The organism is Pseudomonas sp. GL-B-19 (genome assembly GCF_019956415.1).
Taxonomy (GTDB): Bacteria; Pseudomonadota; Gammaproteobacteria; order Pseudomonadales; family Pseudomonadaceae; genus Aquipseudomonas.
Map to the genome: position 1 here is coordinate 96903 of NZ_JAHBDK010000016.1, position 26696 is coordinate 123598.

Below are 26696 nucleotides of genomic sequence, written 5' to 3' on the forward strand. Positions count from 1 at the left end.
CACCCCCTCGGGTTCAATGTAAAACTCTGTCTATTATCGATACTGTCGATTGACGGGCATTTAACCCCGAATTCTGGAGGGGCACAGCTTGCCCGCGATGGCGTCCTTAAGTCCGCCATCGCCAGCAAGCTGTGCTCCTACAGTTCGACTTTCACCCAACTGACCGGCTGATCCAGCCAATCGGCAAATTCGTCGATAAAGCTCTGCTTGAACCCGGCTTCTGCCCAGTTGTTGAAGATAAATCCCAGGTTGGAAAAGCCGCATTCCTGCAAGAATAGAAAGCCGTTGATGTCATCTTCATGCCCGCATTCGGGACAGGTGAAATTATCGGTGCGGCCCGGCATCCAGTCTTCCAGGCTTTCGAACAGCGCTTCGCCGACTTCCTTGCGGCATTCGGCGCATCCCGCCTCTTCAAGGAAACCTTTGGCCGGCGTATAGATGCAGCGTTTGGTGACGATCTCCAGGCCATTGATCGGTTCACCAAACGGCAGCGCTTGCGGGTGCAGCACCACCGCGCGGGCACCGTCGGCGATGGCGTGGGCCATGCGGTTGCCGGTGCGACCACAGGTGGTCAGTTCTTCCTGGACGATGTTCTTGCGCACCAGCCACCGCACCACCGCGCGAGCCCGGGGTTCATGGACCGGCAACGTGGAGATTTTCGGGACGATGATGCTTTGTGAATTCATGGTGCGGCCCTGCAAATTCTGAATGATCACCCTTGTAGGAGTGAGCCTGCTCGCGATAGCGGTTTAACATTCAATAATGTTGTCGACTGATACACCGCTATCGCGAGCAGGCTCACTCCTACAGGATTTGCGGGCGGCAGCTTAATACCTGACGAACTCTGGTCAAGTACTCAAGTAACGCCCGATCAAGGCAATCCCGCTGGCCAGCACCAACCAGGTCACCAGCCGCACAAACGCCTCGCGGGACAATCTCATGGTCAACCGCCGCCCGATCCACAATCCCAAGGCCATGGCCGGCAACAAACACAGCGCCAACACCAACAAGGGTAGCTCGGCATACACGCCAGCGACGGCAAACAGGCTCAAGCGCACCACCGTGCTGCAACTGATCAGCGCACTCTGCGTCGCGCGGGCCGCCTCTTTGGGCAGGCGACTGTTCAAATAGATCGCATATAAAAAGCCGCCACTGCCAAACAACGCCCCGAACATCCCGCCCACCGTGCCCATCGGCACCGCCCAACCGGCGGATAACTGCGTCGGACGGGTTTTGACCCACAGGCTGTAAACCGCATACGCGCTGATAAACAGCCCCATCAACAGCAGCAACACATCGGATTTCAGGTTCAGCAGAAAGATCACCCCCAGCGTGCAACCCACCGCCATGCAAGGCAGTAACCGCAGCAACTCGGGTTTCGCCACATCACGTCGCGAGGGCAGCAAATTGCCGAACGCCGCGACAAAATCCAGCAACACCAGCAATGGCACGATCTTCGACAGCGGCATAAACAGGATCAGAATCGGCCCCGCCACCAGCGCGGTGCCGAAACCGGCGATGCCGAACACGATATAAGCCAGGGCGATGCCCAGCCCGATCACCAGCCAATCCGTTGTGCCGAAGGGCCATTGGTGCAACAACTCAAATGCATTCATTCCATGTCTTCCTTGAATCCCGGGGCGACTTTATACCTGTGGGAGCGAGCCTGCTCGCGAAAGCGGCGGTCCAGTCAACATCAATGTTGAATGTAAAACCGCCTTCGCGAGCAAGCTCGCTCCTACAAGGGGATTTTTGTTGATTCATGGAGATTGGTCGCCGAATGCCTTTAAACTGCGCCCCATGATTAAAGATCCCTTTGCAAGACTCGGCCTGGACCGTGAAGTCCTGACTGTCAGCCAGCTCAACGGCCGCGCGCGGGTGTTGCTCGAAGACGTGTTCAGCAATATCTGGGTCGAAGGCGAAATATCCAACCTCGCCCGCCCGGCGTCCGGCCATGTGTATTTCACCCTTAAGGACAGCGGCGCCCAGGTGCGTTGCGCGCTGTTTCGGCAAAACGCGGCACGGGTGCGTCAGGCGTTGAAGGATGGCCTGGCCGTCAAAGTCCGGGGCAAGGTTTCGCTGTTCGAGGGACGCGGCGACTATCAGCTGATCCTCGACACCGTGGAACCGGCCGGTGATGGCGCGCTGCGCCTGGCCTTCGATGCCTTGAAAGAAAAACTCAGCGCCGAAGGCCTGTTCAGCGCCGAGCGCAAAGTGCCGCTGCCGGCGCATCCGCAACGCATCGGCATCATCAGCTCGCCGACCGGCGCGGTGATTCGCGACATTATCAGCGTGTTCCGTCGCCGTGCACCGCAGATCCAGCTGACGCTGATCCCCACAGCCGTGCAAGGTCGCGAAGCCACCGCGCAGATTGTCCGCGCGCTGAAACTGGCGGACGCCCGTGGCTTCGACGCGCTGATCCTGGCCCGTGGTGGCGGTTCGCTGGAAGACCTCTGGTGTTTCAACGAAGAAGCCGTGGCCCGCGCCGTCGACGCCTGCGTCACGCCGATTGTCAGCGCCGTTGGCCACGAAACCGACGTTTCGATCAGTGACTTTGTGGCCGACGTCCGCGCCCCGACGCCGTCTGCCGCCGCCGAACTGCTCGCGCCGGATTCCAGCGATCTGGTGCGTCGGGTCGAAAGTCTGCATCGCCGACTGGTGATGCGCATGCGCGACCGTTTGATGCGCGACCGGCTGCGCCTGGAGGGCATTTCCCGCCGTCTGCGTCATCCCGGCGAACGTCTGCGCCAGCAAGCACAGCGCCTGGATGACCTGGACATGCGCATGCGTCGCGCATTCGAACGCAGCCTCAATACCCGTCGCGAGCGCTTGATTCGTTTGGAAACCCGTCTCGCCGGGCAACATCCCGGCCGACAATTGGCGATGCTCCGCCAGCGCCTCGACAGCCTCGCCGAACGCCTGCCCCGTGCCATCCGCGAAGGTCTCAAGTCGCGGCGCCTGCAACTGCAAAGTCAGGTGCAGACGCTACAAGTGGTCAGCCCGCTGGCGACACTGGCCCGTGGCTACAGCATTCTGCTGGACGAACGCGGCAACGCGATCCGCAGCGCCGAACAAACCCACAACGGTCAGCGCCTCAAGGCCAAACTCGGCAACGGCGAACTGCAAGTGCGGGTCGAAGACAATCACCTGACGCCTGTCACCCTTTCTTTACTGGATTGATCCATGCCGCGTTTTTTAGCTCCGCTGCTGTTGCTATGCCTGACCTTCAATGCCCACGCCGACAGCTACATCACACGCCTGTTGAACAAACCGGTGCCGGGCGGTGTGGCCGTGGTGGATCTGGGCGCCTCCGCCCAGGCGCCGAAAGCCAGCTATCAAGGCAAACCGGTTTTGGTGGTCAAGGAACAGAGCAACTGGCTGGCGATTGTCGGCGTGCCCTTGACGGTCAAACCGGGCACGCAGCAGCTCAGCAGCGGCGGTCGTAACCTGAGTTTCACCGTCGGCAACAAGAAGTACCCGGAACAGCACATCACCTTGAAAAATACGCAGCAGGTCAATCCGAATCCGGACAACCTCAAGCGCATCGAAGGCGAACTGGCCGAACAGATCCAGGCCTACCGCAGCTTCAGCCCGAACACCCCGAGCAACCTCTTGCTGGACAAGCCGGTCAACGGGCCGCTGTCGAGCAAGTTTGGTGTGCGTCGTTTCTTTAACGGTGAAGAGCGCAATCCGCATGCCGGCCTGGACTTCGCGGTGCCTGCCGGTACGCCGATCAAGACGCCGGCGGCGGGCAAGGTGATTCTGATCGGCAACTACTTCTTCAACGGCAACACGGTGTTTGTCGATCACGGGCAAGGCTTTATCAGCATGTTCTGCCATATGTCGAAAATCGACGTGAAGGTTGGCCAGCAACTGGCGCGTGGCGGGGTGGTCGGGAAAGTGGGGGCGACGGGCCGCGCCACCGGGCCGCATATGCACTGGAATATCAGCCTGAATGATGCGCGGGTGGATCCGGCGATTTTTATCGGGGCGTTTCAACCATAAATCGTTGTTGAGGCTATCGGCCTCATCGCGAGCAGGCTCACTCCTACATTGGATTTGTGTACACCATAGATCAACTGTAGGAGTGAGCCTGCTCGCGATGGCGGCATAACAGACGCCACCTATTCAGCCTCAAGATCCTCAATTCCATGAGCTTCCCGGTCCGCCAGACAATGCTTGATCCACTCCTGAGTCTCCGCCGAGAACCCCGCCAACTCTTCAGACGTGATCAACTCCCGCGCGCACAGCCCAAGCAAGTGCGACCGAGCCTCATGCCGTGAAAACCTGAACACACCAAACGCCCAATACAACTCCTTTTGCCTGGACTGAAGCAGCTCTTCAGTGGCTTCAATCCGCTCGTAAGGCGCCAGGCTTTTATCCAACACCATGCGCTCGACCTCTTCCATGATCCGGATGCACATCCGCTCATGAGCCAAGGGACGCAACGCGCTATACCGCTTCCAGTCCGACTCGTTCATGTCCAACTCCTGCCGTGTTCAGGCTTTAAGCATAAAGCATAGCTGTGCTCAGCGGGGCGTCGTCGCAATCCTCCAATTGCGCAGTGCTCAAGCCTCGCGCAATCATCACAACAATCGCCGCAACCCACAGCAATAAAATCTCGATAAAATCGACTTTCAGGGTATTCCTCTCAATTTTTTTCGACTGCTTGCCATCCTTTCCCCCCGCGGTTAGGGTTGAAGGCATGAAAACCTCTCACACCCTCATTCAGCTTCGCCAGCACCGCAGCCTGTGCCTCGTCAGCGCACGACTGCCGGGCTGAATTTGCGGTGCCTCGCTCTACGCTTTCCCCAAGAACATTTGATCCACCGGCAGGCCGCCTTTTTTCGGCCCACACAATAAGGATTCCCCCGATGAGCATGCTCAAAGATCCGTCTTCGAAATACCGCGCGTTCCCGACCATCGACATCCCGGATCGCACCTGGCCGTCGAAGACCATCACCGCCGCGCCGATCTGGTGCAGCTCCGACCTTCGTGATGGCAACCAGTCGCTGATCGAGCCAATGGACGCGGTCAAGAAGCTGCGCTTCTGGAAAACCCTGGTGTCCGTCGGTGTGAAGGAAATCGAAGCCTCGTTCCCGGCCGCTTCGCAAACCGACTTCGACTTCGTGCGTACCCTGATCGAAGGCAACCACATCCCGGACGACACCACCATTCAGGTGCTGACCCAGGGCCGTGAAGACTTGATCGAGCGCACCTTCGAATCCCTGCGTGGCGCGAAGAAAGCCATCGTTCACCTGTACAACGCAACCTCCCCTTCTTTCCGCCGGATTGTCTTCAATCAGGACAAGGACGGGATCAAGGAAATCGCCGTCAGCGCGGCCAAGCTGTTCGTCAAATACGCCGCCATGCAGCCTGAAACCCAGTGGACCTTCGAGTACTCGCCAGAGACCTTCAGCGCCACTGAGCTGGAGTTCGCCAAAGAAGTCTGCGATGCCGTGATCGAGGTCTGGAACCCGACGCCTGAGCACAAGATGATCCTCAACTTGCCTGCGACCGTCGAATGCGCCACCCCGAACATTTACGCCGACCAGATCGAATGGTTCGGCCGTCACATCAACCGTCGTGACAGCGTGATTATCAGCCTGCACACCCACAACGACCGTGGCACCGGTGTAGCCGCCACCGAGTTGGGCCTGATGGCCGGCGCAGACCGTGTCGAAGGCTGCCTGTTCGGCAACGGCGAGCGTACCGGTAACGTCGACCTCGTGACCGTGGCATTGAACCTCTACACCCAGGGCGTTCACCCTGAGCTGGACTTCTCCGACATCGACGGCGTGCGCAAGGTTGTCGAAGAGTGCAACCAGATCCAGGTGCACCCACGTCACCCGTACGTTGGCGACCTGGTCCACACCGCGTTCTCCGGCTCCCACCAGGACGCCATCCGCAAGGGCTTCGCCCAGCAGAAACCGGATGCGCTGTGGGAAGTGCCGTACTTGCCAATCGACCCGGCCGATATCGGTCGCAGCTACGAGGCGGTCATCCGCGTCAACAGCCAGTCGGGCAAGGGCGGTATCGCTTACCTGCTGGAACAGGAATACGGCATCAACTTGCCACGTCGCATGCAGATCGAATTCAGCCAGGTGGTGCAGCGTGAAACCGATCGCCTGGGCCTGGAAATGACCGCTCAGCAAATCCACGCGCTGCTGCACAGCGAGTACTTGCAGGCCAACACCCCGTACGCGCTGGTCAGCCATCGCCTGCAGGAAGAAAACGGTCACAGCTCCGTGGAAGTGGAAGTCTCCAGCAAAGGTCAGGGCGAAACCAACCTGCACTGGCGCGGCAAGGGCAATGGTGCGCTGGAAGCCCTGGTGGCCGGCCTGCCGATCCCGGTGGAGATCATGGACTACAACGAACACGCCATCGGCGCGGGCACCAATGCCAAGGCAGCGGCCTACATCGAACTGCGCGTGAACGGTGAGCGTGCGGTGCATGGCGTCGGTATTGATGAAAACATCACCACTGCCAGCTTCAAGGCCCTGTTCAGCGCACTGAACCGCTCGCTGAGCCAGCCGGAAGCGAAAGCGGCGTAAGTGTTCGCTGAAATATAAAAGGCCCCGAGGTGCGAACCTTGGGGCCTTTTTGTTTGTCTGCTCGTTCCCACGCTCCGCGTGGGAATGCCTCTAGGGACGCTCCGCGTCCAGTGACGCGGAGCGTCACGGGCTGCATTCTCACGCAGAGCGTGGGAACGATCGGTTACGTGAACTCAAACGTATCAGCGTCCAGATTAGCCGGAAACCGCGTGCGATATGCCTGTAGATCCGCAGCGTTCAGTACCACCTGAAACACCCCATCGGCCTCGCCTGCACTGAGCAAGGTCTCCCCCTGAAAATCCAGCACCTGACTGTCGCCGGTGTAGGCAAAACCTTTACCGTCCGTGCCAATGCGATTCACCGCCGCCACATAGCAGAGGTTCTCGATGGCCCGCGCAGGCAGCAAACGGTTCCAGTGCTGGCGGCGTGCACCGGGCCAGTTGGCGGTGTAAAGCAGCAAGTCGGTGTCGTGCGCATCGCGGCTCCAGACCGGGAAACGCAGGTCGTAGCAAATCAGTGGCCGTACTCGCCAGCCCTTGAGTTCAAACTGCACCTGACGCTCGCCCGGCGTGAAGTGATTATGCTCGCCGGCCATGCGGAACAGATGACGTTTGTCGTAGTGCCACACCTCCCCTTCCGGGCGCGCCCACAGCAAGCGATTGCGATGACTGCCGTCAGCGGCCTGAACGATGATGCTACCGGTGATCACCGCGTCGAGCTTCGCCGCCTGAACGCGCAACCACTTGCTGGTCGGACCGTTTTCCGACTCCGCCAGGGTTTGCGATTCCATGGAGAAACCGGTGGTGAACATCTCAGGCAGGATGATCAGGTCCGCACCGCGAGCCTGCTCCAGCAACTGTTCGAAATGCTCCAGGTTGGCCTTCCGGTCGTGCCAGGCCAGCGTGGTCTGGATCAGCGCAACATTCAGGTTGGGCAGTGCACTCAGATCACGCATAGTTTTGCCGCTGCTTCACGCAGGGTCTCCTCGCGTTTGGCGAAGCACAAGCGCACCAGGCGCTGGCCTGCGGGTGGGGCCTGGTAGAACACCGAGATCGGAATACTCGCCACGCCATGTTCGCGGGTCATCCACAGTGCCATCTCGACGTCATTAAGGTCCGGGCGAATCTGCGAGTAATCGACCAACTGGAAATAAGTACCGGTCACGCGAGTGAAACTGAACCGCGACGGCGTCAGCAGATCACAGAACAGATCACGCTTGGCTTGATAGAAATCTGGCAACTCTTCGACATGCTCCGGGTGCTCGGCCATGAAGTCGGCCAAGGCAAATTGCAGCGGTGTCACACCGCAGAAACTGACGTATTGATGAACCTTGCGCAACTCGGCAGTGAGCGCCGGCGGTGCGACCACGTAGCCGGTTTTCCAGCCCGTGACGTGGTAAGTCTTACCGAAGGAACTGACCACGAAAGCGCGCTGATACAACTCTTCGTGATTCAGCACACTGACGTGAGGCACGCCATCGAACACCAGGTGTTCATAGACTTCGTCACTGACCAGATAGATGTCGCGACCGCGAATCAAATCCGCCAACTGATCCAGCTCCGCACGGCTGATCAACGCGCCACTCGGGTTGTGCGGTGAGTTGAGAACGATCATCCGCGTGCGCGGCGTTATCGCCTCGGCCAGCTTCTGGAAGTCTATGGAAAAATCATTCAGCCCGAGTTGCACATGCACGCAACGTCCGCCGGCCAGTTCCACCGACGGTTCATAACTGTCGTAACAGGGGTCGAACACGATGACTTCGTCGCCGCTGTGGATAACCGCCTGAATCGCGCAGAAGATCGCCTGCGTGGCGCCAGGAGTGATGGTCACTTCGTGGTCGGCGTCGACATTGACGCCATAACTGCGAGCGATTTTAGCCGCCACTTGCTGACGCAAAGCAGGCAGGCCAGTCATTGGCGAATATTGGTTATGGCCATTGGCGATGTGCCGGCCAACCGCATCGCAAAGGGCCTGCGGGGCATCGAAATCGGGAAAACCCTGGGACAGATTGATTGCTCCGGTTTGTGCCGCGAGTTGAGACATCTGAGTGAAGATAGTGATGCCGACATTCGGCAGCTTACTGGTGATCATCGGTAGCCCCTTGCAGGTGAGCTGCAAGTTTCAAGCGACAAGCTGCAAGCGGTCAAGCTCAAACCTTCAGGCACAAAAAAGGGTCCCGAACAGGACCCTTTTTGCTTGATCGTTCCCACGCTCTGCGTGGGAACGATCTACGGCAGACGTGGATCAGCGCTTGTCGCGGCGCTTTTTGTCGGCCTTTTTGTGGTGCGACATCATGCGACGCTTCTTGTTGACCTGACGGTCTGTAAGCGAGTTCTTGTTGCCTTCGTACGGGTTCTCGCCGCCCTTGAACTCGATGCGGATCGGCGTACCGACCAGCTTCAAGACACGACGGTAAGTGTTTTCCAGATACCGGACGTAAGACTTCGGCACCTTCTCGATCTGGTTACCGTGAATCACGATGATCGGCGGGTTCGCGCCACCCAAGTGGGCATAACGCAGTTTGATCCGGCGGTTGTTGACCATCGGCGGCGCGTGCTCACCGACCGCATCTTCCAGAATCTGGGTCAGGCGGTTGGTTGGCCAGCGGGTCACGGCGGACTTGAACGAGTTCTGTACCGAGGCGTAAAGGTTACCCACGCCCGTGCCGTGCAGAGCCGAGATAAAGTGGATGTCGGCGTAGTCAACGAAGAACAGTCGACGTTGCAACTCGACCTTCACGAAGTCGCGCTCGCTCGGCGTCATGCCGTCCCACTTGTTGATCGCGATAACCAGCGCACGACCCGACTCAATGGCGAAGCCCAGCAGGTTGAGGTCGTGGTCCACCACGCCTTCGCGCGCGTCCATGACGAAGATCACCACGTTGGCGTCTTTGATCGCCTGCAGGGTTTTGACCACGGAGAACTTTTCAACTTCTTCGTGGATCTTGCCGCGCTTGCGCACACCGGCGGTGTCGATCAGCGTGTACTTCTCGTCGTTACGCTCGAACGGGATGTAGATACTGTCGCGGGTCGTACCTGGCTGGTCATACACGATGACCCGGTCTTCACCGAGCATGCGGTTGACCAGGGTCGACTTGCCGACGTTCGGGCGACCGATGATAGCGATCTTGATACCGTCTTTTTCGCTTGGGCCAGGAATGCGCTTGGCTTCCTCACCTTCGGCAACGATCTCTTCTTCGCCGTCTTCCGGCTCTTCGTCGTCTTTCGGGAAATCGCTCAGGGCGATTTCCAGCATCTGGGTGATGCCACGACCATGAGCACCAGCGATAGGGATCGCGTGGCCCATGCCCAACGGGGCGAATTCAGCGCGGGCCATTTCAGGGTCGATGTTGTCGACCTTGTTGGCAACCACGTAAGAACGCTTGTTACGTTTGCGCAAATGCTCGGCGATCATCTGGTCGGCGGCGGTGAAGCCAGCCTTGGCATCTACCAGGAACAGAACGACATCGGCTTCTTCAATGGCCAGCAGCGACTGCTCGGCCATTTTTTCGTCCATACCGTGCTCGTCACCGGAGATACCGCCGGTGTCGACCAGAATGTAGGAACGCCCTTGCCACTTGGCCTCACCGTATTGGCGATCACGGGTCAGACCGGACAAGTCGCCGACGATGGCGTCACGAGTCCTGGTCAGGCGGTTGAACAAGGTGGACTTGCCGACGTTCGGTCGGCCCACCAGGGCGATTACGGGAACCATGCGGCTCTCCACTTCGTTATTTCAGAAAATACAAAAGCCGCTGCGAGGCAGCGGCTGGTGCTCGGGGCATCACCGTGGCTGTTTTTGTGGGAGCGAGCCTGCTCGCGATAAACGCAAAGGCACCGCATTCATTCAGGCCGCAAACGTTATCGTTGACGTCCATCGCGAGCAGGCTCCCTCCCACATTCATACCCACAAGTGAAGCTGCCTGGGGTGTAAACCCCAAGCATAGTTGTTACTTAATGGTCAGGGCTTCCAGTTTGCCGCTGTTGCCATATACATAAATCGTGTCACCCACCACCAGCGGACGGGCACGCAGGCCGTCGCTGTCGATGCGTTCGCGGCCGACGAAACGACCGTCCACCTGACTCAGCAGGTGCAAGTAGCCTTCCATATCGCCGACTGCAACGTAGCTGGAGAACACTTCCGGAGCCGACAGTTGACGGCGGGCCAGCGAATCATTGCTCCACAACGCAGAGGTGGAACGTTCGTCGACGCCTTCAACGGTGCCCGAAGCCAGGCTCACGTAAACGTTGCCAAACCCCTGGGCGACGCCAGCATAGCTGGAAGCATCACGCTGCCAGAGCTGACGCCCGCTTTCCAGGTCCAGTGCCGCAAGACGGCCCTGATAGCTGGCGACGTACAGCGTACCGCCGGACAGCAGCAAGCCGCCGTCGATGTCGACCACACGCTCCAGCTCCGAACGACCCTGTGGGATCGCTACACGTTGTTCCCACACCGGCACGCCGTTGGAGACATTGAGAGCGACCACTTTACCGGTCGACAGGCCTGCTACCGCTAAACGGTTGGTCACGATCGGCGCACTGGTGCCGCGCAGCGTCAGGACCGCAGGGGTGCTGTCATACAACCAGCGCTGGTTGCCAGTCGCGGCATCCAGACCGATCAGACGGTCGTCCTGAGTTTGAACCACCACCACGTCACCGTTGGTGGCCGGCGGTGCGAGAACTTCACTGTTCACGCGAGCGCGCCATTTCTCTTCACCGTTGATCGCGTCCATGGCAACGATTTCGCCTTGGAGCGTACCGATCATGACCAGACCGTAACCCACGCCAACGGCGCCGGAAACAGGCAGGTCGAGATCTTTCTTCCATTTGACGTCGCCATTGCTGCGATTCATCGCCATCACCACGCCAGTGACGTCGCCAGCATAGATGGTTTCGCCATCAATCGCCGGTACCAGCATGTTGTAGGATTTACCCTGACCGTCACCGATCGAACGACTCCACTGCTTTTGCAGAACCACTTCTTCTTTGAAGTCGACCAGCTCGGCAGGTGGCAATTCCTTTTTGCTGTTGCTGCTGCAACCCGCGGCCAAAATGGCCAGGGCCAGCAATGCTGCATGCTTCCAACGAATCACGTCACGCATCCCCTTTGGCCAGATCATCCAGCTTGATTTGCAGGCCGCCGACCGCCGCTTCATCCGACAGGGCGGCCTTGGCTTTTTGATACGCCTTGTTCGCTTCGTCGGTACGACCCAACTGCACCAGCAGGTCGCCTTTAAGTTCTTCGCGAGTGGCCAGGAATGCTTTGTCGGCATCGCCTTCGAGCAGTTTCAAGGCTTCATCGGCCTTGTTCTGCGCGGCCAGTACCTGCGCCAGGCGCTGACGGGCAATTTCGCCCAGTGCCGGGTTGGCCGGTTTGGCGACAATGGCTTTCAGCTCGGTGACTGCGTCGTCCAGCTTGGCGCTGTCGACCGCGACTTTCGCCACGAACAGGCTACCGTACTGAGCGTATGCGCTACCGGCGAACTCGCTGTTGAGCTTGCCGGCCAGGTCGGCAACACGGGCTGCGTCAGGCTTGCCGTCAGGCGTCAGCGTGGTTTCGAGCAATTGCTGATAGAGCATCGAGGCGCCCTGCGACTGATTGCTCTGATACTTGTGAAAGGCTTGCCAGCCGAACACGATGACCAGCGCCAACAGGCCGCCAGTGACCAAGGGCTTGCCGTTGCGTGACCACCAGTCCTTCAAATCCGCCAGATGTTCGTCTTCGGTACTCGACACCCCAATACTCCTTAATCGCTAAATCGGCTGTTTGACAGCTTCAACCCTGCACGACGCAGGTGGCCAGGTGTGCAGCAAGCGCATCCCAGGCAATACTTTGTTGTTCGCCCTGGCCACGCAGGGGTTTGAAACCTACCACTTGCTGGGCCATCTCATCGTCACCGAGGATCAGTGCATACAGCGCACCGCTCTTGTCGGCCTTCTTGAACTGGCTTTTGAAGCTGCCGGCGCCGGCATTGACTTGCAGGCGCAGGTTGGGCAATTGATCACGGACACGTTCGCTCAGGGTCAGGCCCGCCAGCTCCGCCGCTTCACCGAAGGCGCAGAGGTAGACGTCGACCTGACGGGAGATTTCTTCCGGGATCTGCTCCAGGGTTTCAAGCAACAGCACCAAGCGTTCGATACCCATGGCGAAACCAACGCCCGTGGTCGGCTTGCCGCCCATCTGCTCAACCAGACCGTCGTAACGACCACCGGCACACACGGTGCCCTGGGCGCCCAACTTGTCGGTGACCCATTCGAAAACGGTCTTGCTGTAGTAATCCAGCCCGCGAACCAGCTTCGGGTTGATTACATAAGGAATGCCGGCGGCGTCCAGACGAGCCTTCAGGCCCTCGAAGTGCACGCGGGACTCATCATCCAGGTAGTCGGCCATTTTCGGCGCGTCCACCAGGATGGCTTGCGTGTCGGCGTTCTTGGTATCCAGAACCCGCAGCGGGTTGGTCTTCAGACGGCGCTGGCTGTCTTCGTCCAGCTTGTCCAGATGTGCGGACAGGAACTCGACCAGCGCTTCACGATAGCGACCGCGCGACTCGGCAGTGCCCAGGCTGTTGAGTTCGAGCTTGACCGCATCACGGATGCCCAGCTCGCCCCACAGGCGCCAGGTCAGCACGATCAGCTCGGCATCGATGTCCGGACCGTCGAGGTTGAACACCTCGACACCGATCTGATGGAACTGGCGATAACGGCCTTTCTGTGGACGCTCGTGGCGGAACATCGGACCGATGTACCAGAGTTTTTGCACCTGGCCACCGCCGGTGATGCCGTGCTCAAGCACCGCACGCACGCAGGCTGCCGTGCCTTCAGGACGCAGGGTCAGGGAGTCGCCGTTGCGGTCGTCGAAGGTGTACATCTCTTTTTCGACGATGTCGGTCACTTCACCGATGGAGCGCTTGAACAGCTCGGTGAACTCGACGATCGGCATGCGGATCTGCTTGTAACCGTAGTTATCCAGCAGACGCGAAACAGTGCCCTCGAAATGACGCCACAGGGGAGTCTGTTCGGGCAGGATATCGTTCATGCCACGAATGGCTTGCAAAGACTTGCTCACAATAAATCCTTAAATTCGTTCGGCTCTTTAGTCAGGCTCAGCCACGCGCAATAACGGCAGCGTCAGCTTCGACCTTTTCGGCCGCTTTCTGGCGGATCAAGCGTTCAAGCTCATCCACCAGATTGTCATTCGTCAGTTTCTGCGACGGCTTGCCGTCGATGTAAATCAGGTTTGGCGTGCCGCCGGTCAAGCCGATATGGGCTTCCTTGGCTTCACCCGGCCCGTTGACCACGCATCCGATGACCGCGACATCCAGCGGCACCAGCAGGTCTTCAAGGCGCCCTTCCAGCTCGTTCATGGTTTTGACCACATCGAAGTTCTGCCGCGAGCAGCTCGGGCAGGCGATGAAGTTGATGCCACGGGAACGCAGATGCAGGGATTTGAGAATGTCGTAGCCGACTTTCACTTCCTCGACCGGGTCAGCCGCCAACGAGATGCGAATAGTATCGCCAATCCCTTCGGCGAGCAGCATACCGAGGCCCACGGCGGATTTCACTGTGCCTGAACGCAAACCACCCGCTTCGGTGATACCCAAATGCAGCGGCTGGACGATTTCCTTGGCCAGCAGGCGGTAGGCTTCGACGGCCATGAACACGTCGGAGGCCTTCACGCTGACTTTGAAGTCCTGGAAATTCAGGCGTTCGAGGTGCTCGACGTGACGCAGGGCAGACTCGACCAGCGCAGCCGGGGTGGGCTCGCCGTACTTCTTTTGCAGGTCTTTTTCCAGGGAGCCGGCGTTGACGCCGATGCGGATCGGAATCCCGCGATCTCGGGCGGCATCGACCACCGCGCGTACACGGTCTTCGCGACCGATATTGCCCGGGTTGATCCGCAGGCAGTCAACACCCAACTCGGCCACGCGCAAGGCGATCCGGTAGTCGAAGTGGATGTCAGCCACCAACGGCACTTTGACCAGTTTCTTGATCTTGCCGAAGGCTTCGGCGGCATCCATATCCGGCACAGAAATGCGCACGATATCGACGCCAGCGGCTTCCAGACGATTGATCTGGGCCACGGTAGCGGCAACGTCATTGGTGTCGCTGTTGGTCATGCTCTGCACAGCGATGGGCGCATCGCCGCCAACAGGCACGTTACCGACCCAGATCTTGCGGGATTCGCGACGTTTGATTGGAGATTCGCCGTGCATGACTTATTGACCCAACTTCAGGCGAGCAGTCTCGCCACTGGTGAACGGAGCGACATCAACCGCCTGACCGTTGTAGCTGACCTGCGCGCCACGGGCGAAGCCCAGACGCACAGAAAACGGCGGCTTGCCGCTGACGGAAACGCTATCGCCTTTACGCTTGAGACCACTCAACAGCACCTTGCCAGCGCCATCGGTCACTTGTGTCCAGCAGTCGGCGGTGAACTTCAGCTGAACCTGGCCTTGGCCGGCCACTGGAGCTGTTGCGACCGGAGCGGAAGCCGGAGCAACCGGAGCGGTCACCACCGGTGCCGGAACCACTGGAACAGCCGGAGCCGGAGCAGCCGGTGCTGCAACAACTGGAGCGACGTTGTGTGTCGGGGTAACCGGCGTCGGGGCTGTCGGTGCAACAGCAGGCGCCGTTGCTTCAGCTTCAGCCGGCGCTTCAGAGGAGGTTTCGGCTTGCGGCAATGCAAGCGGAGTAGCGCTTTCAGCCTGACCTTGCGCGACAGCCTGGTCTTCCGGCTCGTCCAGCGGATGGATCTGGGTGGTGCCGTCGGCGCCTTCCACTTCAACGTGTTCCGGGCTCAAACCGATCAAATCCTTGGTGCGCAGCGAGGTTTGATCCTGCCACCAGACAAAACCACCACCAATGACCGCGATCAGCAACAACAGGCTGACAATTCGCAAAATCGTATGGGAAACCCGCACCGGCTCTTCGATACGACCCAAGCTATGCACGCTGCTGCCGTGGGAATCGGTGCCAGTCGATTGGTCGAACTGCTGGACCAGAACGGCTTGGTCCATGCCCAGCAATTTGGCGTACGCACGGATATAACCGCGAGCAAAGGTGTGCCCAGGCAGCTTGTCGAATGCGCCGGCTTCCAGATTGCTCAAGGAGGTGACAGTGAGGTTGAGCTTGAGGGCCACTTCGGCCAGCGACCAGCCATTGCTTTCGCGAGCCTGGCGCAAAGTCTCACCGGGGTTAACGCGATTCGCTGCTACAACTTCGGGATGCGCCGCTTTCATCATTGCTCCGACAGGTATTGCTGATATTCCGGGGTACCGGGATAGAGTCGTTTTAGTTGCAGGCCCGCACTGGCGGCCTTGTCGCGATCATCGAACACTGTTGCCAGCCGAACGCCGAGCAATAGACTACGTGCATTTTGCTCGGCCAGCAGGCTAAAACGATCGTAATAGTCACGCGCGGGCACATAATGCCTGTCTTCGAAGGACAACTCAGCCATTTCGAGTAATGCACGTGGCTGTTGGCGATTCAAACGCAGGGCTTTTTCCAGTTGCTGCTGCGCGAGATCACGCTCACCCAGCTTTGATGCGGTCATGCCCAGGTTCTCGAATACTCGCGAACGCTCAGGATACAGCGTATCGGCGGCGGCCTGTTCAAAGCGCTCGTACGCCTCTTTGTAACGTTTTTCTTCGAACAGGAAACTGCCGTAGTTGTTCAGGATTCGCGCATCGTTGGGGCGGGAGGACAGCGCCTTGCGAAAATACTGGTCTGCCAGTTCAGGCTCCATTTCAGCCTGAAACACCAACCCTAATGCCGCATTGGCATCCGGGTCCGAGTCATCCAGCTCCAACGCCTTTTTCAGCGGGACTTTAGCGCGTTCGGTCATACCTTGTTGCAAGTAGCCCAAGCCCAGTTGCACGTATGCAACACGCGCCTCATCACGGCCCTTGCTGGTCTTCATCGGGTTGAAATCGCCCGACAGGACACAACCAGCACACAGGCTGGCCCACAGCAAAAGCAGCGCAAAGCGCAGGGACATAGAGATCCTCTCTTGAATTATTTCGCGGCGTTTGAAGCCATATCGTTTTCGGCGCTTAACTCGCGCACGGCGATATAACGTTCGCTGCGACGGGTGCGATCCAGCACCTGCCCTACCAATTGGCCACACGCGGCATCGATGTCTTCACCGCGGGTGGTGCGTACGGTGACATTGAAGCCTGCATGGTGAAGCTGATCCTGAAACCGGCGAATCGCGTTGTTGCTCGGGCGCTCATAACCGGAATGCGGGAACGGGTTGAACGGAATCAGGTTGATCTTGCACGGGATGTTCTTGAGCAACTCGATCATCTCAACGGCATGTTCAACCTTGTCGTTGATGTCCTTGAGCAAGGTGTACTCAATGGTCAGCACGCGCTTTTCGCCCAGGGACGACATATAGCGCTGGCACGACTCGAGCAGCATCTTAAGCGGATACTTCTTGTTGATCGGCACCAATTGGTTACGCAATGCGTCATTCGGTGCGTGCAGCGACAACGCCAGCGAGACGTCGATGTGCTTGGACAGCTCATCGATCATCGGCACCACGCCGGAGGTCGACAGGGTCACACGGCGCTTGGAAATGCCATAACCCAGGTCGTCCATCATCAGGTGCATGGCCGCAACGACGTTGTCGAAGTTCAGCAGCGGCTCGCCCATGCCCATCATCACCACGTTGGTGATGGCACGGTCGGCGGTCGCCGGGATGCTGCCGAACGATTTATTGGCAATCCACACCTGACCGATGACTTCGGCGGCGGTGAGGTTGCTGTTGAAACCTTGCTTGCCGGTGGAGCAGAAACTGCAATCCAGGGCACAGCCTGCCTGGGACGAAACGCACAACGTGCCGCGTTTGCCCTGGGGAATGTACACAGTCTCGACGCAGCTGCCGGACGCCACACGCACCACCCACTTACGGGTGCCGTCGGTGGAAATGTCCTCGCTGACCACTTCAGGACCACGAACCTCGGCAATAACCTTGAGCTTGTCGCGCAAGGCCTTGCTGACGTTCGTCATGGCGTCGAAATCATCGACGCCAAGGTGGTGAATCCATTTCATTACCTGACCGGCACGGAAACGCTTCTCCCCGATTGAGTCGAAGAATTTTTCCATTTCCTGTTGAGTCAGACCCAGCAGGTTGGTTTTTACAGTCGATGTAGTCATGGATTCACCTTCACTCTTAAGCAATGCTTAGCGAGTGGTTACTTCAGTAGCTGCGAAGAAGTACGAGATTTCGCGAGCAGCAGCGGCTTCGGAGTCCGAACCGTGCACAGCGTTGGCATCGATGGAATCAGCGAAGTCAGCGCGGATGGTGCCGGCAGCAGCTTCTTTAGGGTTGGTAGCGCCCATCAGCTCACGGTTCAGAGCGATAGCGTTTTCGCCTTCCAGAACCTGAACAACAACCGGGCCGGAGATCATGAAAGCAACCAGGTCGCCGAAGAAACCACGAGCGCTGTGCTCAGCGTAGAAGCCTTCAGCTTCAGCTTTGGACAGTTGCTTCAGTTTCGAAGCTACAACGCGCAGGCCTGCTTTTTCGAAACGAGTGGTGATCTCGCCGATGACGTTTTTTGCAACAGCGTCAGGCTTGATGATGGAGAAAGTACGTTGAACAGCCATGGTGTAACTCCAGAAACGGTAATTTGTGAAAAATTAAACCCGCGAATTATACGCGGGTTCTTGGGTATTGCCTAACTGCGTACGGTGCAGACTCAGTCTGCTTCTTCGATCCAGGCGGCCTGAATGGCTTCAAGCACCTTCTCGCCACCGCGGGTCGGATCATCACTGAACTCCGGCAATGCCAGCACCCATTGGTGCAGATCGACGAAGTTCACATAACGCGGGTCCGTATCCGGCCTGGATTCAGCCAGCTGGATCGCGATTTCGAGCACATCAACCCATTTCAGACTCATGTCGCTTCCTTGAATCAGTGCGCCGCTTCAGCCGCATGGTTGAGCGAATATTTCGGAATTTCAACCGTCAGGTCTTCAGTCCCGACTTTGGCCTGACAACCCAGGCGGGACTGAGCTTCCAGCCCCCAAGCCTTATCAAGATAGTCTTCTTCCAGCTCGTCAGCTTCTTCAAGCGAGTCGAAACCTTCGCGGATGATGCAGTGACAGGTAGTGCAGGCACAGACGCCGCCACAGGCACTTTCCATCTCGATATGGTGCTCATGCGCCAGTTCGAGGATGGACGTACCGGTTTCAGCCTCAACAACCATGCCTTCCGGGCAAAACTTCTCGTGTGGCAGAAAAATGACCTGCGGCATCGTTATTCCTCAATCTCATTCAGGTTGCGCCCCGCCAGCGCGGCTTTCACCGTCGAGTCCAGGCGGCGGGCAGCAAAGGCATCGGTCACTTGCGACAGACGCTTGGTCTGCTGCTCGATGGCGTAACCATCAGTACCTTTCATCAGTTCGGTCAATTCCTGCACCTGCATGTCGATGACCAGGCGCTCCTCGGCGTCGAGCAAGCGCTCGCCATCAGCCTCCAGAGCAGCCTGTACCGCTTCAATCAGGCGTTGTGCGTCGACCTGCTGCTCACGCAGCACACGGGCAACCTTGTCGTCATTGGCGTGCTGGAACGAATCCTTGAGCATCTTGGCGATTTCGCCGTCGGTCAGGCCGTAGGACGGCTTGACCTGAATGCTGGCTTCAACGCCCGAACCCAATTCGCGGGCCGAAACACTGAGCAGACCGTCGGCATCGACCTGGAAGGTCACGCGAATCTTCGCCGCACCGGCCACCATCGCCGGAATGCCGCGCAATTCAAAGCGCGCCAGGGAGCGGCAGTCGCTGATCAGCTCGCGCTCGCCCTGCAACACATGGATCGCCATGGCCGACTGGCCGTCTTTGTAGGTGGTGAAGTCCTGAGCACGAGCGACAGGGATGGTGGTGTTGCGCGGAATCACCTTCTCCATCAGACCGCCCATGGTTTCCAGCCCCAGGGACAACGGAATCACGTCGAGCAACAGCAGTTCATCGCCATCGCGCTTGTTACCAGCCAGCGTATCGGCCTGGATCGCGGCACCGATGGCCACCACTTGATCCGGATCGATTTCAGTCAGCGGCTGACGACCAAAGGCTTCAGCGACGGCGTCGCGAACGCGAGGCACGCGAGTCGAGCCACCGACCATGACCACCGCGTGCACTTCTTCCAGCTCAACACCGGAATCACGCACTGCGCGGCGGCAGGCTTTCAGGCTGCGAGCGACCATCGGCTCGATCAGCGCCTCAAAGGCTTCGCGGGTCAGCTCGGCTTTCCAGTCGCCATGAGCCACTTCGACCGATGAGGCATTGGTCAGCGCTTCTTTGGCGGCACAGGCAGTTTGCAGTAGTTGACGCTGCGCGCCCGGATCGAGATCGGCGGACAAACCGGCGCTCTCGATGATCCAGCCAGCGATCGCATGATCGAAATCATCGCCGCCCAGCGCACTGTCGCCGCCGGTAGCCAAGACCTCAAACACACCGCCCGTCAGGCGCAGAATCGAAATATCGAAAGTGCCGCCGCCCAGGTCATAAATGGCGACCAAGCCTTCAGCGTGCTGATCCAACCCGTAAGCGACCGCCGCAGCCGTCGGCTCATTGAGCAAGCGCAGCACGTTCAGACCGGCCAGCTTGGCCGCATCCTTGGTGGCTTGACGCTGCGCATCATCGAAATAGGCCGGAACGGTGATCACCGCACCGACCAGCTCACCACCCAACGTCGCTTCGGCGCGCTGACGCAGCACTTTCAGGATGTCGGCGGAGACTTCGACCGGGCTTTTCGGCCCCTGAACGGTGTCGATGAACGGCATGTGCGACTCGCCGTCCAGAAAGCGGTACGGCAGTTGATCACCCAATTGCTTGACGTCGGACAGACCACGACCCATCAAGCGCTTGACCGACAGCACCGTATTCAAAGGATCGGTCGCGGCAGCCAGCTTGGCTGACTCGCCGACTTCGACGCGATCGGCGTGATAGCGCACGGCAGACGGCAGAATGACCTGCCCGTCAGCGTCGGCCAGAGGCTCGGAAAGACCACTGCGCAACGCAGCGACCAGCGAATTGGTAGTGCCCAAGTCGATCCCCACAGCCAGACGACGCTGGTGCGGTTGAGGACTTTGGCCGGGTTCGGCGATCTGCAGTAGGGCCATTGGTATCAGGACTTATCTGTATATCAGGCGTGCGACCGGAGCGGCACTGGGTTAATCGTCGAGGCGCTCTTCTAACTGGCGCACTTCGTAGGTGAGCTTGTCGAGGAACTGCATGCGCCGCATCAGACGTTCGGCCTGTTCACGGTGCGCCGCATCATTCCAACAAGCCGCGAAGCTTTGATTCAATACATCCTGCGCGGTTTTCAGCCGACGCTTGAACGCTGCAACACCGGCCAGATCGGCACTGTCTTGCAGGTCTTCGAGCTCTTCACGCAGCTCCATCTGCTGCAGAAGAAACTCCGGATCATGCACCGTGACCTCCAGCGGCAGCTCGCCACCATTCAAAGCGAGCAAGTAACGCGCACGCTTAGGGGGACTTTTGAGCGTCTGGTAGGCCTCGTTGAGGCTCGCGGATTTCTCTAGCGCCAACCGCTGCTCACGCTCGGAAGCGTCAGCAAAGCGGTCCGGATGAACACTGCGCGCCAACTCACGGTAGCGCGTAGCCAGCTGATCGAGATCCAGATTGAAACTCGGTTGCAGCTCAAATAAAGCGAAATGACAAGGAGTACCCACGACAAGCCTCAGATGTTGAAGCTTTCGCCGCAGCCACATTCACCGCGCACGTTAGGGTTGTTGAACTTGAAGCCTTCGTTCAACCCTTCCTTGACGAAATCGAGCTCAGTGCCGTCCAGGTAGGCCAGGCTTTTCGGGTCGATAATCACTTTTTCACCGTGACTTTCGAACACCTGATCCTCTGCAACCACCTCGTCGACAAACTCCAGCACGTAGGCAAGGCCGGAACAGCCTGTGGTGCGAACACCCAGACGAATCCCTTCACCTTTGCCGCGCCCGTCGAGGGAGCGCCGCACGTGTCGAGCAGCCGCTTCTGTCATGCTGATAGCCATCGGTGACTCCTTACTCGTCGCCAAAACCTGAAAGTCAGATCAAGCCTTTCTTCTGCTTGTAGTCGCGAACGGCCGCTTTGATAGCGTCTTCAGCGAGCACGGAGCAGTGAATTTTCACTGGCGGCAGGGCCAGTTCTTCAGCCAGCTGAGTGTTCTTGATGGTCTCTGCTTCATCCAGAGTCTTGCCTTTCATCCACTCGGTCGCCAGGGAGCTGGAGGCGATAGCCGAACCGCAACCGTAGGTCTTGAACTTGGCGTCTTCGATGATGCCTTGCTCGTTGACCTTGATTTGCAGGCGCATAACGTCGCCGCACGCTGGAGCGCCGACCATGCCGGTGCCGACATCAGGATCTTCCGCGTCCATCTTGCCGACGTTGCGCGGGTTTTCGTAGTGGTCGATGACCTTTTCGCTGTAAGCCATGATGCTTATTCCTCACTCATCAGAGAGTCGCTCTTTAAGCCCTGCAGACCTTGGTTTTACAGGGCCGGTTCGCGGCGACTTGAAATCAGTGTGCCGCCCACTCGATTTTCGAAATGTCGACACCGTCTTTGTACATGTCCCACAGCGGCGACAAAGTGCGCAGCTTGGTAACGGCCTCGCAGACTTTCTGCGCGGCATAGTCGATTTCTTCTTCGGTGGTGAAACGGCCGAAGGTGAAGCGAATCGAGCTGTGTGCCAGTTCGTCGTTGCGGCCCAGGGCGCGCAGTACGTACGAAGGCTCCAGGGAAGCCGAGGTGCAGGCCGAACCGGACGAAACAGCCAGATCCTTGAGTGCCATGATCAGCGACTCGCCTTCAACGTAGTTGAAGCTCAGGTTCAGGTTGTGCGGTACGCGGGCGGTCATGCTGCCGTTGATGTACAGCTCTTCCAGGCCTTCGACCTGCTTGAAGAAGCGGTCGCTCAGGGCTTTGATACGGACGTTTTCGGCAGCCATGTCTTCTTTGGCTACGCGGAAGGCTTCACCCATGCCGACAATCTGGTGGGTCGCCAGGGTGCCGGAACGCATGCCACGCTCGTGGCCGCCGCCGTGCATGGTCGCTTCGATGCGAACACGCGGCTTGCGGCTGACGTACAGCGCGCCGATGCCTTTAGGGCCGTAGGTTTTGTGTGCGGAGAAGGACATCATGTCGACTTTCAGCTTCGACAGGTCGATGTCGACCTTGCCGGTGGACTGAGCGGCGTCGACGTGGAACAGGATGCCCTTGGAACGGGTCAGTTCGCCGATGGCTGCGATGTCGTTGATGGTGCCGATTTCGTTGTTCACGTGCATGACCGAAACCAGGATGGTGTCGTCACGCAGCTCGGCTTCGATCATCTCTGGAGTGACCAGACCGTCAGTGCGCGGCTCGATGTAGGTGACTTCGAAACCTTCACGCTCCAGTTGGCGCATGGTGTCGAGGACAGCCTTGTGCTCAATCTTGGTGGTGATCAGGTGTTTGCCTTTGGTCGCATAGAAATGCGCCGCACCCTTGATTGCCAGGTTGTCGGATTCAGTTGCGCCGGAGGTCCAGACGATTTCACGCGGATCGGCGTTAACCAGGTCTGCGACCTGACGACGAGCGTTTTCGACGGACTCTTCGGCTTTCCAGCCGAACACGTGGGAACGGGACGCCGGGTTACCGAAGTTTCCGTCAACCAGCAGGCATTCACTCATTTTTTGCGCAACACGCGGATCAACCGGGGTGGTCGCAGAGTAATCAAGGTAAATCGGCAATTTCATGGACTATCTCCTAAATCAGGCTGGCTGGCGTGCCGTTAGCTCTCTGGCTGTCATTCGACGGCTGACGCTTCAATCTTGTCCAGGCGTGGCGCCTTGCTGTTGCAACGACGCTGGTCCTGACGCTGGGCTACTTCTTGCACCTCACGGCGAGTCACAAGGTCAGCCAAGCTGATACCGCTCAGAAATTCGTGAATCTGCAGGCTCAGGTCGCACCACAAGTGGTGAGTCAGGCAAGTGTCGCCGGAATGGCAATCGCCTTGACCCTGGCATTTGGTTGCATCGACCGATTCGTTCACCGCATCGATCACCTGGGCGACCTGGATGCCCTGCATGTCGCGGGACAATTGGTAGCCACCGCCCGGCCCCCGGACGCTGGACACCAGATTGCTGCGGCGCAATTTGGCGAAAAGCTGTTCGAGGTAGGACAGGGAGATGCCTTGGCGCTCGGAGATATCGGCCAGGGACACCGGCCCGTGCTGCGCGTGCAACGCCAGATCAAGCATGGCGGTCACGGCGTATCGGCCTTTTGTAGTCAGTCGCATGGACAATTACCACGGAGTTCGGAATGGGGCGAGTATGCAATTCCCGAGTATTTAAGTCAACTATAAGACCTAGTACTTTAGTCAGGTTTACCCGCAAAAGAGCGGCCGCATCATAGCAAAGGCTGGGCGGTTACAGCCAGCGATTGCGCGTTATCGTTCATCGCGAGCAGGCTCGCTCCCACATTTGAAATGCGATTCTCTGTGGGAGTTTGCCTGCTCGCGATGAAGTCGACTCGGTCTAGCTGGCCTGACTCTGATCCTTGTCCTTCACGCAGGCAAAGTCTTCGTCACGCAGCTCAGGCAGATCTTTGGCGCAGTAGTTACTACCCAGATCCTTCAAAGCCCCGCACATCCCCTCCAGACGACCATCGACCGCCTGCAAGTGATCCAGCAGCTGACCAATGGCACGCGCCACCGGGTCAGGCATGTCTTCGCCGACACCGTAGGCATCGAAGCCGATTTTCTCGGCCATGGCTTTACGCTTGGCATCCTGCTCGTCATCGGACTTGACGATGATCCGCCCCGGAATCCCGACGACCGTCGCACCGGCTGGCACCGCTTTGGTCACCACGGCATTAGAACCGACCTTGGCACCAGCGCCGACGGTAAACGGGCCAAGCACCTTGGCACCCGCCCCGACTACCACGCCATCTTCAAGGGTCGGATGACGCTTGCCCTTGTTCCAGCTGGTACCGCCCAGTGTCACGCCTTGATAAAGGGTGACGTCATTGCCGATCTCGGCGGTTTCACCAATGACGATGCCCATTCCGTGATCAATAAAGAAACGACGACCCACCTTGGCGCCCGGATGGATCTCGATCCCGGTCAACCAGCGACCGAAGTTCGACACCAGCCGCGCCAGCCATTTCAGCTCCGCGCGCCACAGCATCGCGGATAGACGATGGATCCAGATGGCGTGCATGCCCGGGTAGCACGTCAGAACTTCAAAGGCGTTGCGCGCTGCCGGATCACGATGGAAAACACTCTGAATATCTTCACGCAAACGCTCGAACATTTTTAATCCTTCCGCTTTAGAAGCTCGCCACGGGCCGCTTTTTGGGTTTCCGTGAGGATGCCACGCAATATATTCATTTCCGCCCGGCTGACCGAGCTACGTCCGTACAACCGGCGCAGGCGCGCCATCAAGTGCCGCGGTTTTTCCGGATCGAGGAATTCGATGGCCACCAGGGTTTGTTCCAGGTGCTCATAAAATCGCTCCAGCTCATCCATGGTCGCCAGCTCTCCACTTTTGGTGGACGCCACTTCATCCTTCTCGACCTTGCTCGGCTGCCCTTGGGCCGCCAGCCAGGACATGCGCACTTCATAACCCAACACCTGCACCGCCGCCCCAAGGTTCAGCGAACTGAACTCAGGGTCCGAGGGGATGTGCACGTGATAATGACATCGCTGCAGCTCTTCATTGGTCAGGCCGGAATCTTCACGACCAAACACCAAGGCAATCTCGGCCCCCTGCCCGGCCTCTTCCACCACTTTCACACCGCATTCGCGGGGATCGAGCAACGGCCAGGGAATGCGCCGGTCACGCGCACTGGTGCCGAGCACCAGATTGCAGCCGACCAAGGCATCTTCCAAGGTGGCGACGACTTGCGCGTTTTCAAGGATATCCCCGGCACCGGAAGCACGGGCGTCAGCTTCGTGATGCGGGAATAACCGCGGCTCAACCAGCACCAGCCGCGACAGGCCCATGTTCTTCATGGCACGCGCAGCCCCGCCGATGTTGCCGGGATGGCTGGTATTGACCAGGACGACACGAATGTTATGCAGCACGGGAGGCGCTCTCGAACACAGAAATTGGAGCCGAATCTTACAGTTCCTACTACCGTTAAGCTATGAAAGCGAACACCGACCTTCACCTGTAGAAAAGTTCTGATAGAATGCCCGGCTTTCTTTAACAACCTTAGGTGACACATCCATGCAGCCCATGCTGAATATCGCGCTGCGCGCCGCCCGCAGCGCCAGTGAATTGATTTTCCGCTCCATCGAGCGCCTGGATACCATCAAGGTCGACGAAAAAGACGCCAAGGATTATGTATCCGAGGTGGATCGCGCCGCCGAACAGAAAATCATTGATGCGCTGCGCAAGGCCTACCCGAATCACTCGATCCTGGGTGAAGAAACCGGCATGCACGCCGGCAACGGCATCGAAGGCGAAGAGTACCTGTGGATCATCGATCCGCTGGACGGCACCACCAACTTCCTGCGCGGCATTCCTCACTTCGCTGTCAGCATTGCCTGCAAATACCGCGGTCGCCTGGAACACGCTGTTGTTCTGGACCCGGTTCGCCAGGAAGAATTCACCGCCAGCCGTGGTCGCGGCGCTCAACTGAACGGTCGTCGCCTGCGCGTCAGCGGCCGCACCAGCCTGGACGGCGCCCTGCTGGGTACCGGCTTCCCGTTCCGTGACGACCAGATGGACAACCTCGAAAACTACCTGGGCATGTTCCGCGCCCTGGTTGGCCAGACCGCCGGAATCCGCCGTGCCGGCTCGGCAAGCCTGGACCTGGCCTACGTGGCCGCCGGTCGTTTCGACGCATTCTGGGAGTCGGGGCTGTCCGAGTGGGACATGGCCGCAGGCGCCCTGCTGATCCAGGAAGCCGGTGGCTTGATCAGCGACTTCACCGGCGGTCACGACTTCCTTGAAAAAGGCCACGTCGTTGCCGGCAACACCAAATGCTTCAAAGCAGTGCTGACGGCTATCCAGCCGCACCTGCCGCCTTCGCTGAAGCGCTAAGCGTCCAGCGACAAACAAAGCACCCTTCGGGGTGCTTTTTTTATGCCTGGAATCCGCCCCCACAAACACCAAGGAACTATTGTGGGAGCGAGCCCGCTC

General features: G+C 58.8%; 29 protein-coding genes. 4 read left to right on the plus strand and 25 right to left on the minus strand.

The features are described 5' to 3' along the window. Nucleotides 1–137: 137 nt before the first annotated feature. A complete protein-coding gene (locus KGB06_RS04660; RefSeq protein ID WP_223512165.1) occupies nt 138–686 on the minus strand; it encodes a sugar ABC transporter ATPase in 549 nt (182 codons plus the stop codon). Between the two features lie 162 nt (nt 687–848). Further along, complete coding sequence (locus KGB06_RS04665; protein WP_223512167.1) at nt 849–1616, minus strand: sulfite exporter TauE/SafE family protein; 768 nt, start codon at nt 1614–1616, stop codon at nt 849–851. A gap of 184 nt (nt 1617–1800) precedes the next feature. On the opposite strand from KGB06_RS04665, the gene xseA reads away from it, so the two are divergent. Together xseA and KGB06_RS04675 are read left to right on the plus strand one after the other, a co-directional pair. Further along, nucleotides 1801–3180: an exodeoxyribonuclease VII large subunit gene (gene xseA / locus KGB06_RS04670; protein ID WP_223512169.1), complete on the plus strand. Its 1380-nt coding sequence runs from the start codon at nt 1801–1803 to the stop codon at nt 3178–3180. 3 nt (nt 3181–3183) lie between these two features. Further along, a complete protein-coding gene (locus KGB06_RS04675) occupies nt 3184–4005 on the plus strand; it encodes a peptidoglycan DD-metalloendopeptidase family protein (RefSeq protein WP_223512170.1) in 822 nt (273 codons plus the stop codon). Nucleotides 4006–4124: 119 nt separating this feature from the next. Here KGB06_RS04675 and KGB06_RS04680 read toward each other — a convergent pair whose 3' ends face one another. Both KGB06_RS04680 and KGB06_RS04685 read right to left on the minus strand, forming a co-directional pair. Next, on the minus strand, nt 4125–4481 hold the full coding sequence (locus tag KGB06_RS04680; protein WP_223512171.1) for a hypothetical protein: 357 nt from the start codon (nt 4479–4481) through the stop codon (nt 4125–4127). 25 nt (nt 4482–4506) lie between these two features. After that, nucleotides 4507–4707, minus strand: coding sequence for a hypothetical protein (locus tag KGB06_RS04685; protein ID WP_223512172.1), 201 nt, complete (start codon nt 4705–4707; stop codon nt 4507–4509). A gap of 167 nt (nt 4708–4874) precedes the next feature. Between KGB06_RS04685 and leuA the strand changes: the two genes are divergently transcribed. After that, nucleotides 4875–6554 (plus strand): 2-isopropylmalate synthase, encoded by a 1680-nt coding sequence (gene leuA / locus KGB06_RS04690; RefSeq protein WP_223512173.1) that lies wholly within the window; start codon nt 4875–4877, stop codon nt 6552–6554. A gap of 163 nt (nt 6555–6717) precedes the next feature. On the opposite strand, the gene KGB06_RS04695 is transcribed toward leuA, so the two are convergent. From KGB06_RS04695 to trmJ, 21 genes are all read right to left on the minus strand, one after another. Next, nucleotides 6718–7509 carry an amidohydrolase gene (locus KGB06_RS04695; RefSeq protein ID WP_223512174.1) on the minus strand — a complete coding sequence of 264 codons (792 nt, stop codon included), beginning with the start codon at nt 7507–7509 and terminating at the stop codon, nt 6718–6720. Continuing rightward, entirely contained in the window at nt 7497–8645 is a 1149-nt protein-coding gene (locus tag KGB06_RS04700; RefSeq protein ID WP_223512175.1) for a pyridoxal phosphate-dependent aminotransferase, read from the minus strand. The genes KGB06_RS04695 and KGB06_RS04700 overlap by 13 nt, the downstream gene beginning before the upstream one ends. A 153-nt stretch (nt 8646–8798) precedes the next feature. Beyond that, entirely contained in the window at nt 8799–10268 is a 1470-nt protein-coding gene (der, locus tag KGB06_RS04705; RefSeq protein WP_150747938.1) for a ribosome biogenesis GTPase Der, read from the minus strand. Between the two features lie 235 nt (nt 10269–10503). After that, a complete protein-coding gene (gene bamB / locus KGB06_RS04710) occupies nt 10504–11655 on the minus strand; it encodes an outer membrane protein assembly factor BamB (RefSeq protein ID WP_223512177.1) in 1152 nt (383 codons plus the stop codon). Then, the gene (locus tag KGB06_RS04715) at nt 11648–12289 is read right to left on the minus strand and encodes a tetratricopeptide repeat protein (protein WP_223512179.1); all 642 of its coding nucleotides are present in this window, start codon (nt 12287–12289) and stop codon (nt 11648–11650) included. The genes bamB and KGB06_RS04715 overlap by 8 nt, the downstream gene beginning before the upstream one ends. A gap of 40 nt (nt 12290–12329) precedes the next feature. Continuing rightward, nucleotides 12330–13619, minus strand: a complete 1290-nt coding sequence (gene hisS / locus KGB06_RS04720) for a histidine--tRNA ligase (RefSeq protein WP_223512181.1) — start codon at nt 13617–13619, stop codon at nt 12330–12332. A 37-nt stretch (nt 13620–13656) separates the two neighbouring features. Next, complete coding sequence (ispG, locus tag KGB06_RS04725) at nt 13657–14766, minus strand: flavodoxin-dependent (E)-4-hydroxy-3-methylbut-2-enyl-diphosphate synthase (protein ID WP_027922758.1); 1110 nt, start codon at nt 14764–14766, stop codon at nt 13657–13659. 3 nt (nt 14767–14769) lie between these two features. Next, nucleotides 14770–15792: a helix-turn-helix domain-containing protein gene (locus KGB06_RS04730; RefSeq protein WP_223512182.1), complete on the minus strand. Its 1023-nt coding sequence runs from the start codon at nt 15790–15792 to the stop codon at nt 14770–14772. Beyond that, the gene (gene pilW, locus KGB06_RS04735; RefSeq protein ID WP_223512183.1) at nt 15792–16550 is read right to left on the minus strand and encodes a type IV pilus biogenesis/stability protein PilW; all 759 of its coding nucleotides are present in this window, start codon (nt 16548–16550) and stop codon (nt 15792–15794) included. The genes KGB06_RS04730 and pilW overlap by 1 nt, the downstream gene beginning before the upstream one ends. 17 nt (nt 16551–16567) lie before the next feature. Further along, the gene (gene rlmN / locus KGB06_RS04740) at nt 16568–17710 is read right to left on the minus strand and encodes a 23S rRNA (adenine(2503)-C(2))-methyltransferase RlmN (RefSeq protein WP_223512184.1); all 1143 of its coding nucleotides are present in this window, start codon (nt 17708–17710) and stop codon (nt 16568–16570) included. Between the two features lie 27 nt (nt 17711–17737). Then, complete coding sequence (gene ndk / locus KGB06_RS04745) at nt 17738–18163, minus strand: nucleoside-diphosphate kinase (protein ID WP_007916882.1); 426 nt, start codon at nt 18161–18163, stop codon at nt 17738–17740. Nucleotides 18164–18255: 92 nt separating this feature from the next. Continuing rightward, on the minus strand, nt 18256–18456 hold the full coding sequence (gene iscX / locus KGB06_RS04750) for a Fe-S cluster assembly protein IscX (RefSeq protein WP_223512185.1): 201 nt from the start codon (nt 18454–18456) through the stop codon (nt 18256–18258). A 14-nt stretch (nt 18457–18470) separates the two neighbouring features. Further along, nucleotides 18471–18812, minus strand: a complete 342-nt coding sequence (gene fdx, locus KGB06_RS04755; RefSeq protein WP_007982752.1) for an ISC system 2Fe-2S type ferredoxin — start codon at nt 18810–18812, stop codon at nt 18471–18473. A gap of 2 nt (nt 18813–18814) precedes the next feature. Continuing rightward, nucleotides 18815–20677 carry a Fe-S protein assembly chaperone HscA gene (gene hscA, locus KGB06_RS04760; protein ID WP_223512186.1) on the minus strand — a complete coding sequence of 621 codons (1863 nt, stop codon included), beginning with the start codon at nt 20675–20677 and terminating at the stop codon, nt 18815–18817. A 51-nt stretch (nt 20678–20728) separates the two neighbouring features. After that, complete coding sequence (hscB, locus tag KGB06_RS04765) at nt 20729–21250, minus strand: co-chaperone HscB (RefSeq protein WP_223512202.1); 522 nt, start codon at nt 21248–21250, stop codon at nt 20729–20731. A gap of 8 nt (nt 21251–21258) precedes the next feature. Next, the gene (gene iscA / locus KGB06_RS04770; protein ID WP_003227904.1) at nt 21259–21582 is read right to left on the minus strand and encodes an iron-sulfur cluster assembly protein IscA; all 324 of its coding nucleotides are present in this window, start codon (nt 21580–21582) and stop codon (nt 21259–21261) included. A 34-nt stretch (nt 21583–21616) separates the two neighbouring features. After that, complete coding sequence (gene iscU, locus KGB06_RS04775; RefSeq protein WP_003443374.1) at nt 21617–22003, minus strand: Fe-S cluster assembly scaffold IscU; 387 nt, start codon at nt 22001–22003, stop codon at nt 21617–21619. An 85-nt stretch (nt 22004–22088) separates the two neighbouring features. Continuing rightward, a complete protein-coding gene (locus KGB06_RS04780; RefSeq protein WP_046026628.1) occupies nt 22089–23303 on the minus strand; it encodes an IscS subfamily cysteine desulfurase in 1215 nt (404 codons plus the stop codon). 50 nt (nt 23304–23353) lie between these two features. Continuing rightward, nucleotides 23354–23845, minus strand: a complete 492-nt coding sequence (gene iscR / locus KGB06_RS04785) for a Fe-S cluster assembly transcriptional regulator IscR (protein WP_003227911.1) — start codon at nt 23843–23845, stop codon at nt 23354–23356. A 238-nt stretch (nt 23846–24083) separates the two neighbouring features. After that, complete coding sequence (gene cysE, locus KGB06_RS04790) at nt 24084–24860, minus strand: serine O-acetyltransferase (RefSeq protein WP_223512188.1); 777 nt, start codon at nt 24858–24860, stop codon at nt 24084–24086. A 2-nt stretch (nt 24861–24862) separates the two neighbouring features. Beyond that, nucleotides 24863–25633: a tRNA (cytosine(32)/uridine(32)-2'-O)-methyltransferase TrmJ gene (gene trmJ / locus KGB06_RS04795; protein ID WP_140668441.1), complete on the minus strand. Its 771-nt coding sequence runs from the start codon at nt 25631–25633 to the stop codon at nt 24863–24865. A gap of 145 nt (nt 25634–25778) precedes the next feature. Here trmJ and suhB point away from each other — a divergent pair, with 145 nt between their 5' ends. Continuing rightward, nucleotides 25779–26597 (plus strand): inositol-phosphate phosphatase, encoded by an 819-nt coding sequence (gene suhB, locus KGB06_RS04800; RefSeq protein WP_007948182.1) that lies wholly within the window; start codon nt 25779–25781, stop codon nt 26595–26597. Nucleotides 26598–26696 lie beyond the last annotated feature (99 nt).

Excerpts from the sequence above, each read along its gene's own strand:
- ndk (WP_007916882.1), bottom strand. The coding sequence starts at position 18,163 with ATGGCTGTTCAACGTACTTTCTCCATCATCAAGCCTGACGCTGTTGCA.
- iscA (WP_003227904.1), bottom strand. The coding sequence starts at position 21,582 with ATGGCTATCAGCATGACAGAAGCGGCTGCTCGACACGTGCGGCGCTCC.
- fdx (WP_007982752.1), bottom strand. The coding sequence starts at position 18,812 with ATGCCGCAGGTCATTTTTCTGCCACACGAGAAGTTTTGCCCGGAAGGC.
- xseA (WP_223512169.1), top strand. The coding sequence starts at position 1,801 with ATGATTAAAGATCCCTTTGCAAGACTCGGCCTGGACCGTGAAGTCCTG.
- KGB06_RS04780 (WP_046026628.1), bottom strand. The coding sequence starts at position 23,303 with ATGAAATTGCCGATTTACCTTGATTACTCTGCGACCACCCCGGTTGAT.
- KGB06_RS04680 (WP_223512171.1), bottom strand. The coding sequence starts at position 4,481 with ATGAACGAGTCGGACTGGAAGCGGTATAGCGCGTTGCGTCCCTTGGCT.
- hscA (WP_223512186.1), bottom strand. The coding sequence starts at position 20,677 with ATGGCCCTACTGCAGATCGCCGAACCCGGCCAAAGTCCTCAACCGCAC.
- KGB06_RS04675 (WP_223512170.1), top strand. The coding sequence starts at position 3,184 with ATGCCGCGTTTTTTAGCTCCGCTGCTGTTGCTATGCCTGACCTTCAAT.
- KGB06_RS04685 (WP_223512172.1), bottom strand. The coding sequence starts at position 4,707 with ATGCCTTCAACCCTAACCGCGGGGGGAAAGGATGGCAAGCAGTCGAAA.
- KGB06_RS04695 (WP_223512174.1), bottom strand. The coding sequence starts at position 7,509 with ATGCGTGATCTGAGTGCACTGCCCAACCTGAATGTTGCGCTGATCCAG.
- cysE (WP_223512188.1), bottom strand. The coding sequence starts at position 24,860 with ATGTTCGAGCGTTTGCGTGAAGATATTCAGAGTGTTTTCCATCGTGAT.
- iscU (WP_003443374.1), bottom strand. The coding sequence starts at position 22,003 with ATGGCTTACAGCGAAAAGGTCATCGACCACTACGAAAACCCGCGCAAC.
- suhB (WP_007948182.1), top strand. The coding sequence starts at position 25,779 with ATGCAGCCCATGCTGAATATCGCGCTGCGCGCCGCCCGCAGCGCCAGT.
- KGB06_RS04660 (WP_223512165.1), bottom strand. The coding sequence starts at position 686 with ATGAATTCACAAAGCATCATCGTCCCGAAAATCTCCACGTTGCCGGTC.
- iscX (WP_223512185.1), bottom strand. The coding sequence starts at position 18,456 with ATGAGTCTGAAATGGGTTGATGTGCTCGAAATCGCGATCCAGCTGGCT.
- ispG (WP_027922758.1), bottom strand. The coding sequence starts at position 14,766 with ATGCACGGCGAATCTCCAATCAAACGTCGCGAATCCCGCAAGATCTGG.
- iscR (WP_003227911.1), bottom strand. The coding sequence starts at position 23,845 with ATGCGACTGACTACAAAAGGCCGATACGCCGTGACCGCCATGCTTGAT.
- KGB06_RS04730 (WP_223512182.1), bottom strand. The coding sequence starts at position 15,792 with ATGAAAGCGGCGCATCCCGAAGTTGTAGCAGCGAATCGCGTTAACCCC.
- rlmN (WP_223512184.1), bottom strand. The coding sequence starts at position 17,710 with ATGACTACATCGACTGTAAAAACCAACCTGCTGGGTCTGACTCAACAG.
- leuA (WP_223512173.1), top strand. The coding sequence starts at position 4,875 with ATGAGCATGCTCAAAGATCCGTCTTCGAAATACCGCGCGTTCCCGACC.
- KGB06_RS04700 (WP_223512175.1), bottom strand. The coding sequence starts at position 8,645 with ATGATCACCAGTAAGCTGCCGAATGTCGGCATCACTATCTTCACTCAG.
- der (WP_150747938.1), bottom strand. The coding sequence starts at position 10,268 with ATGGTTCCCGTAATCGCCCTGGTGGGCCGACCGAACGTCGGCAAGTCC.
- bamB (WP_223512177.1), bottom strand. The coding sequence starts at position 11,655 with ATGCGTGACGTGATTCGTTGGAAGCATGCAGCATTGCTGGCCCTGGCC.
- pilW (WP_223512183.1), bottom strand. The coding sequence starts at position 16,550 with ATGTCCCTGCGCTTTGCGCTGCTTTTGCTGTGGGCCAGCCTGTGTGCT.
- KGB06_RS04665 (WP_223512167.1), bottom strand. The coding sequence starts at position 1,616 with ATGAATGCATTTGAGTTGTTGCACCAATGGCCCTTCGGCACAACGGAT.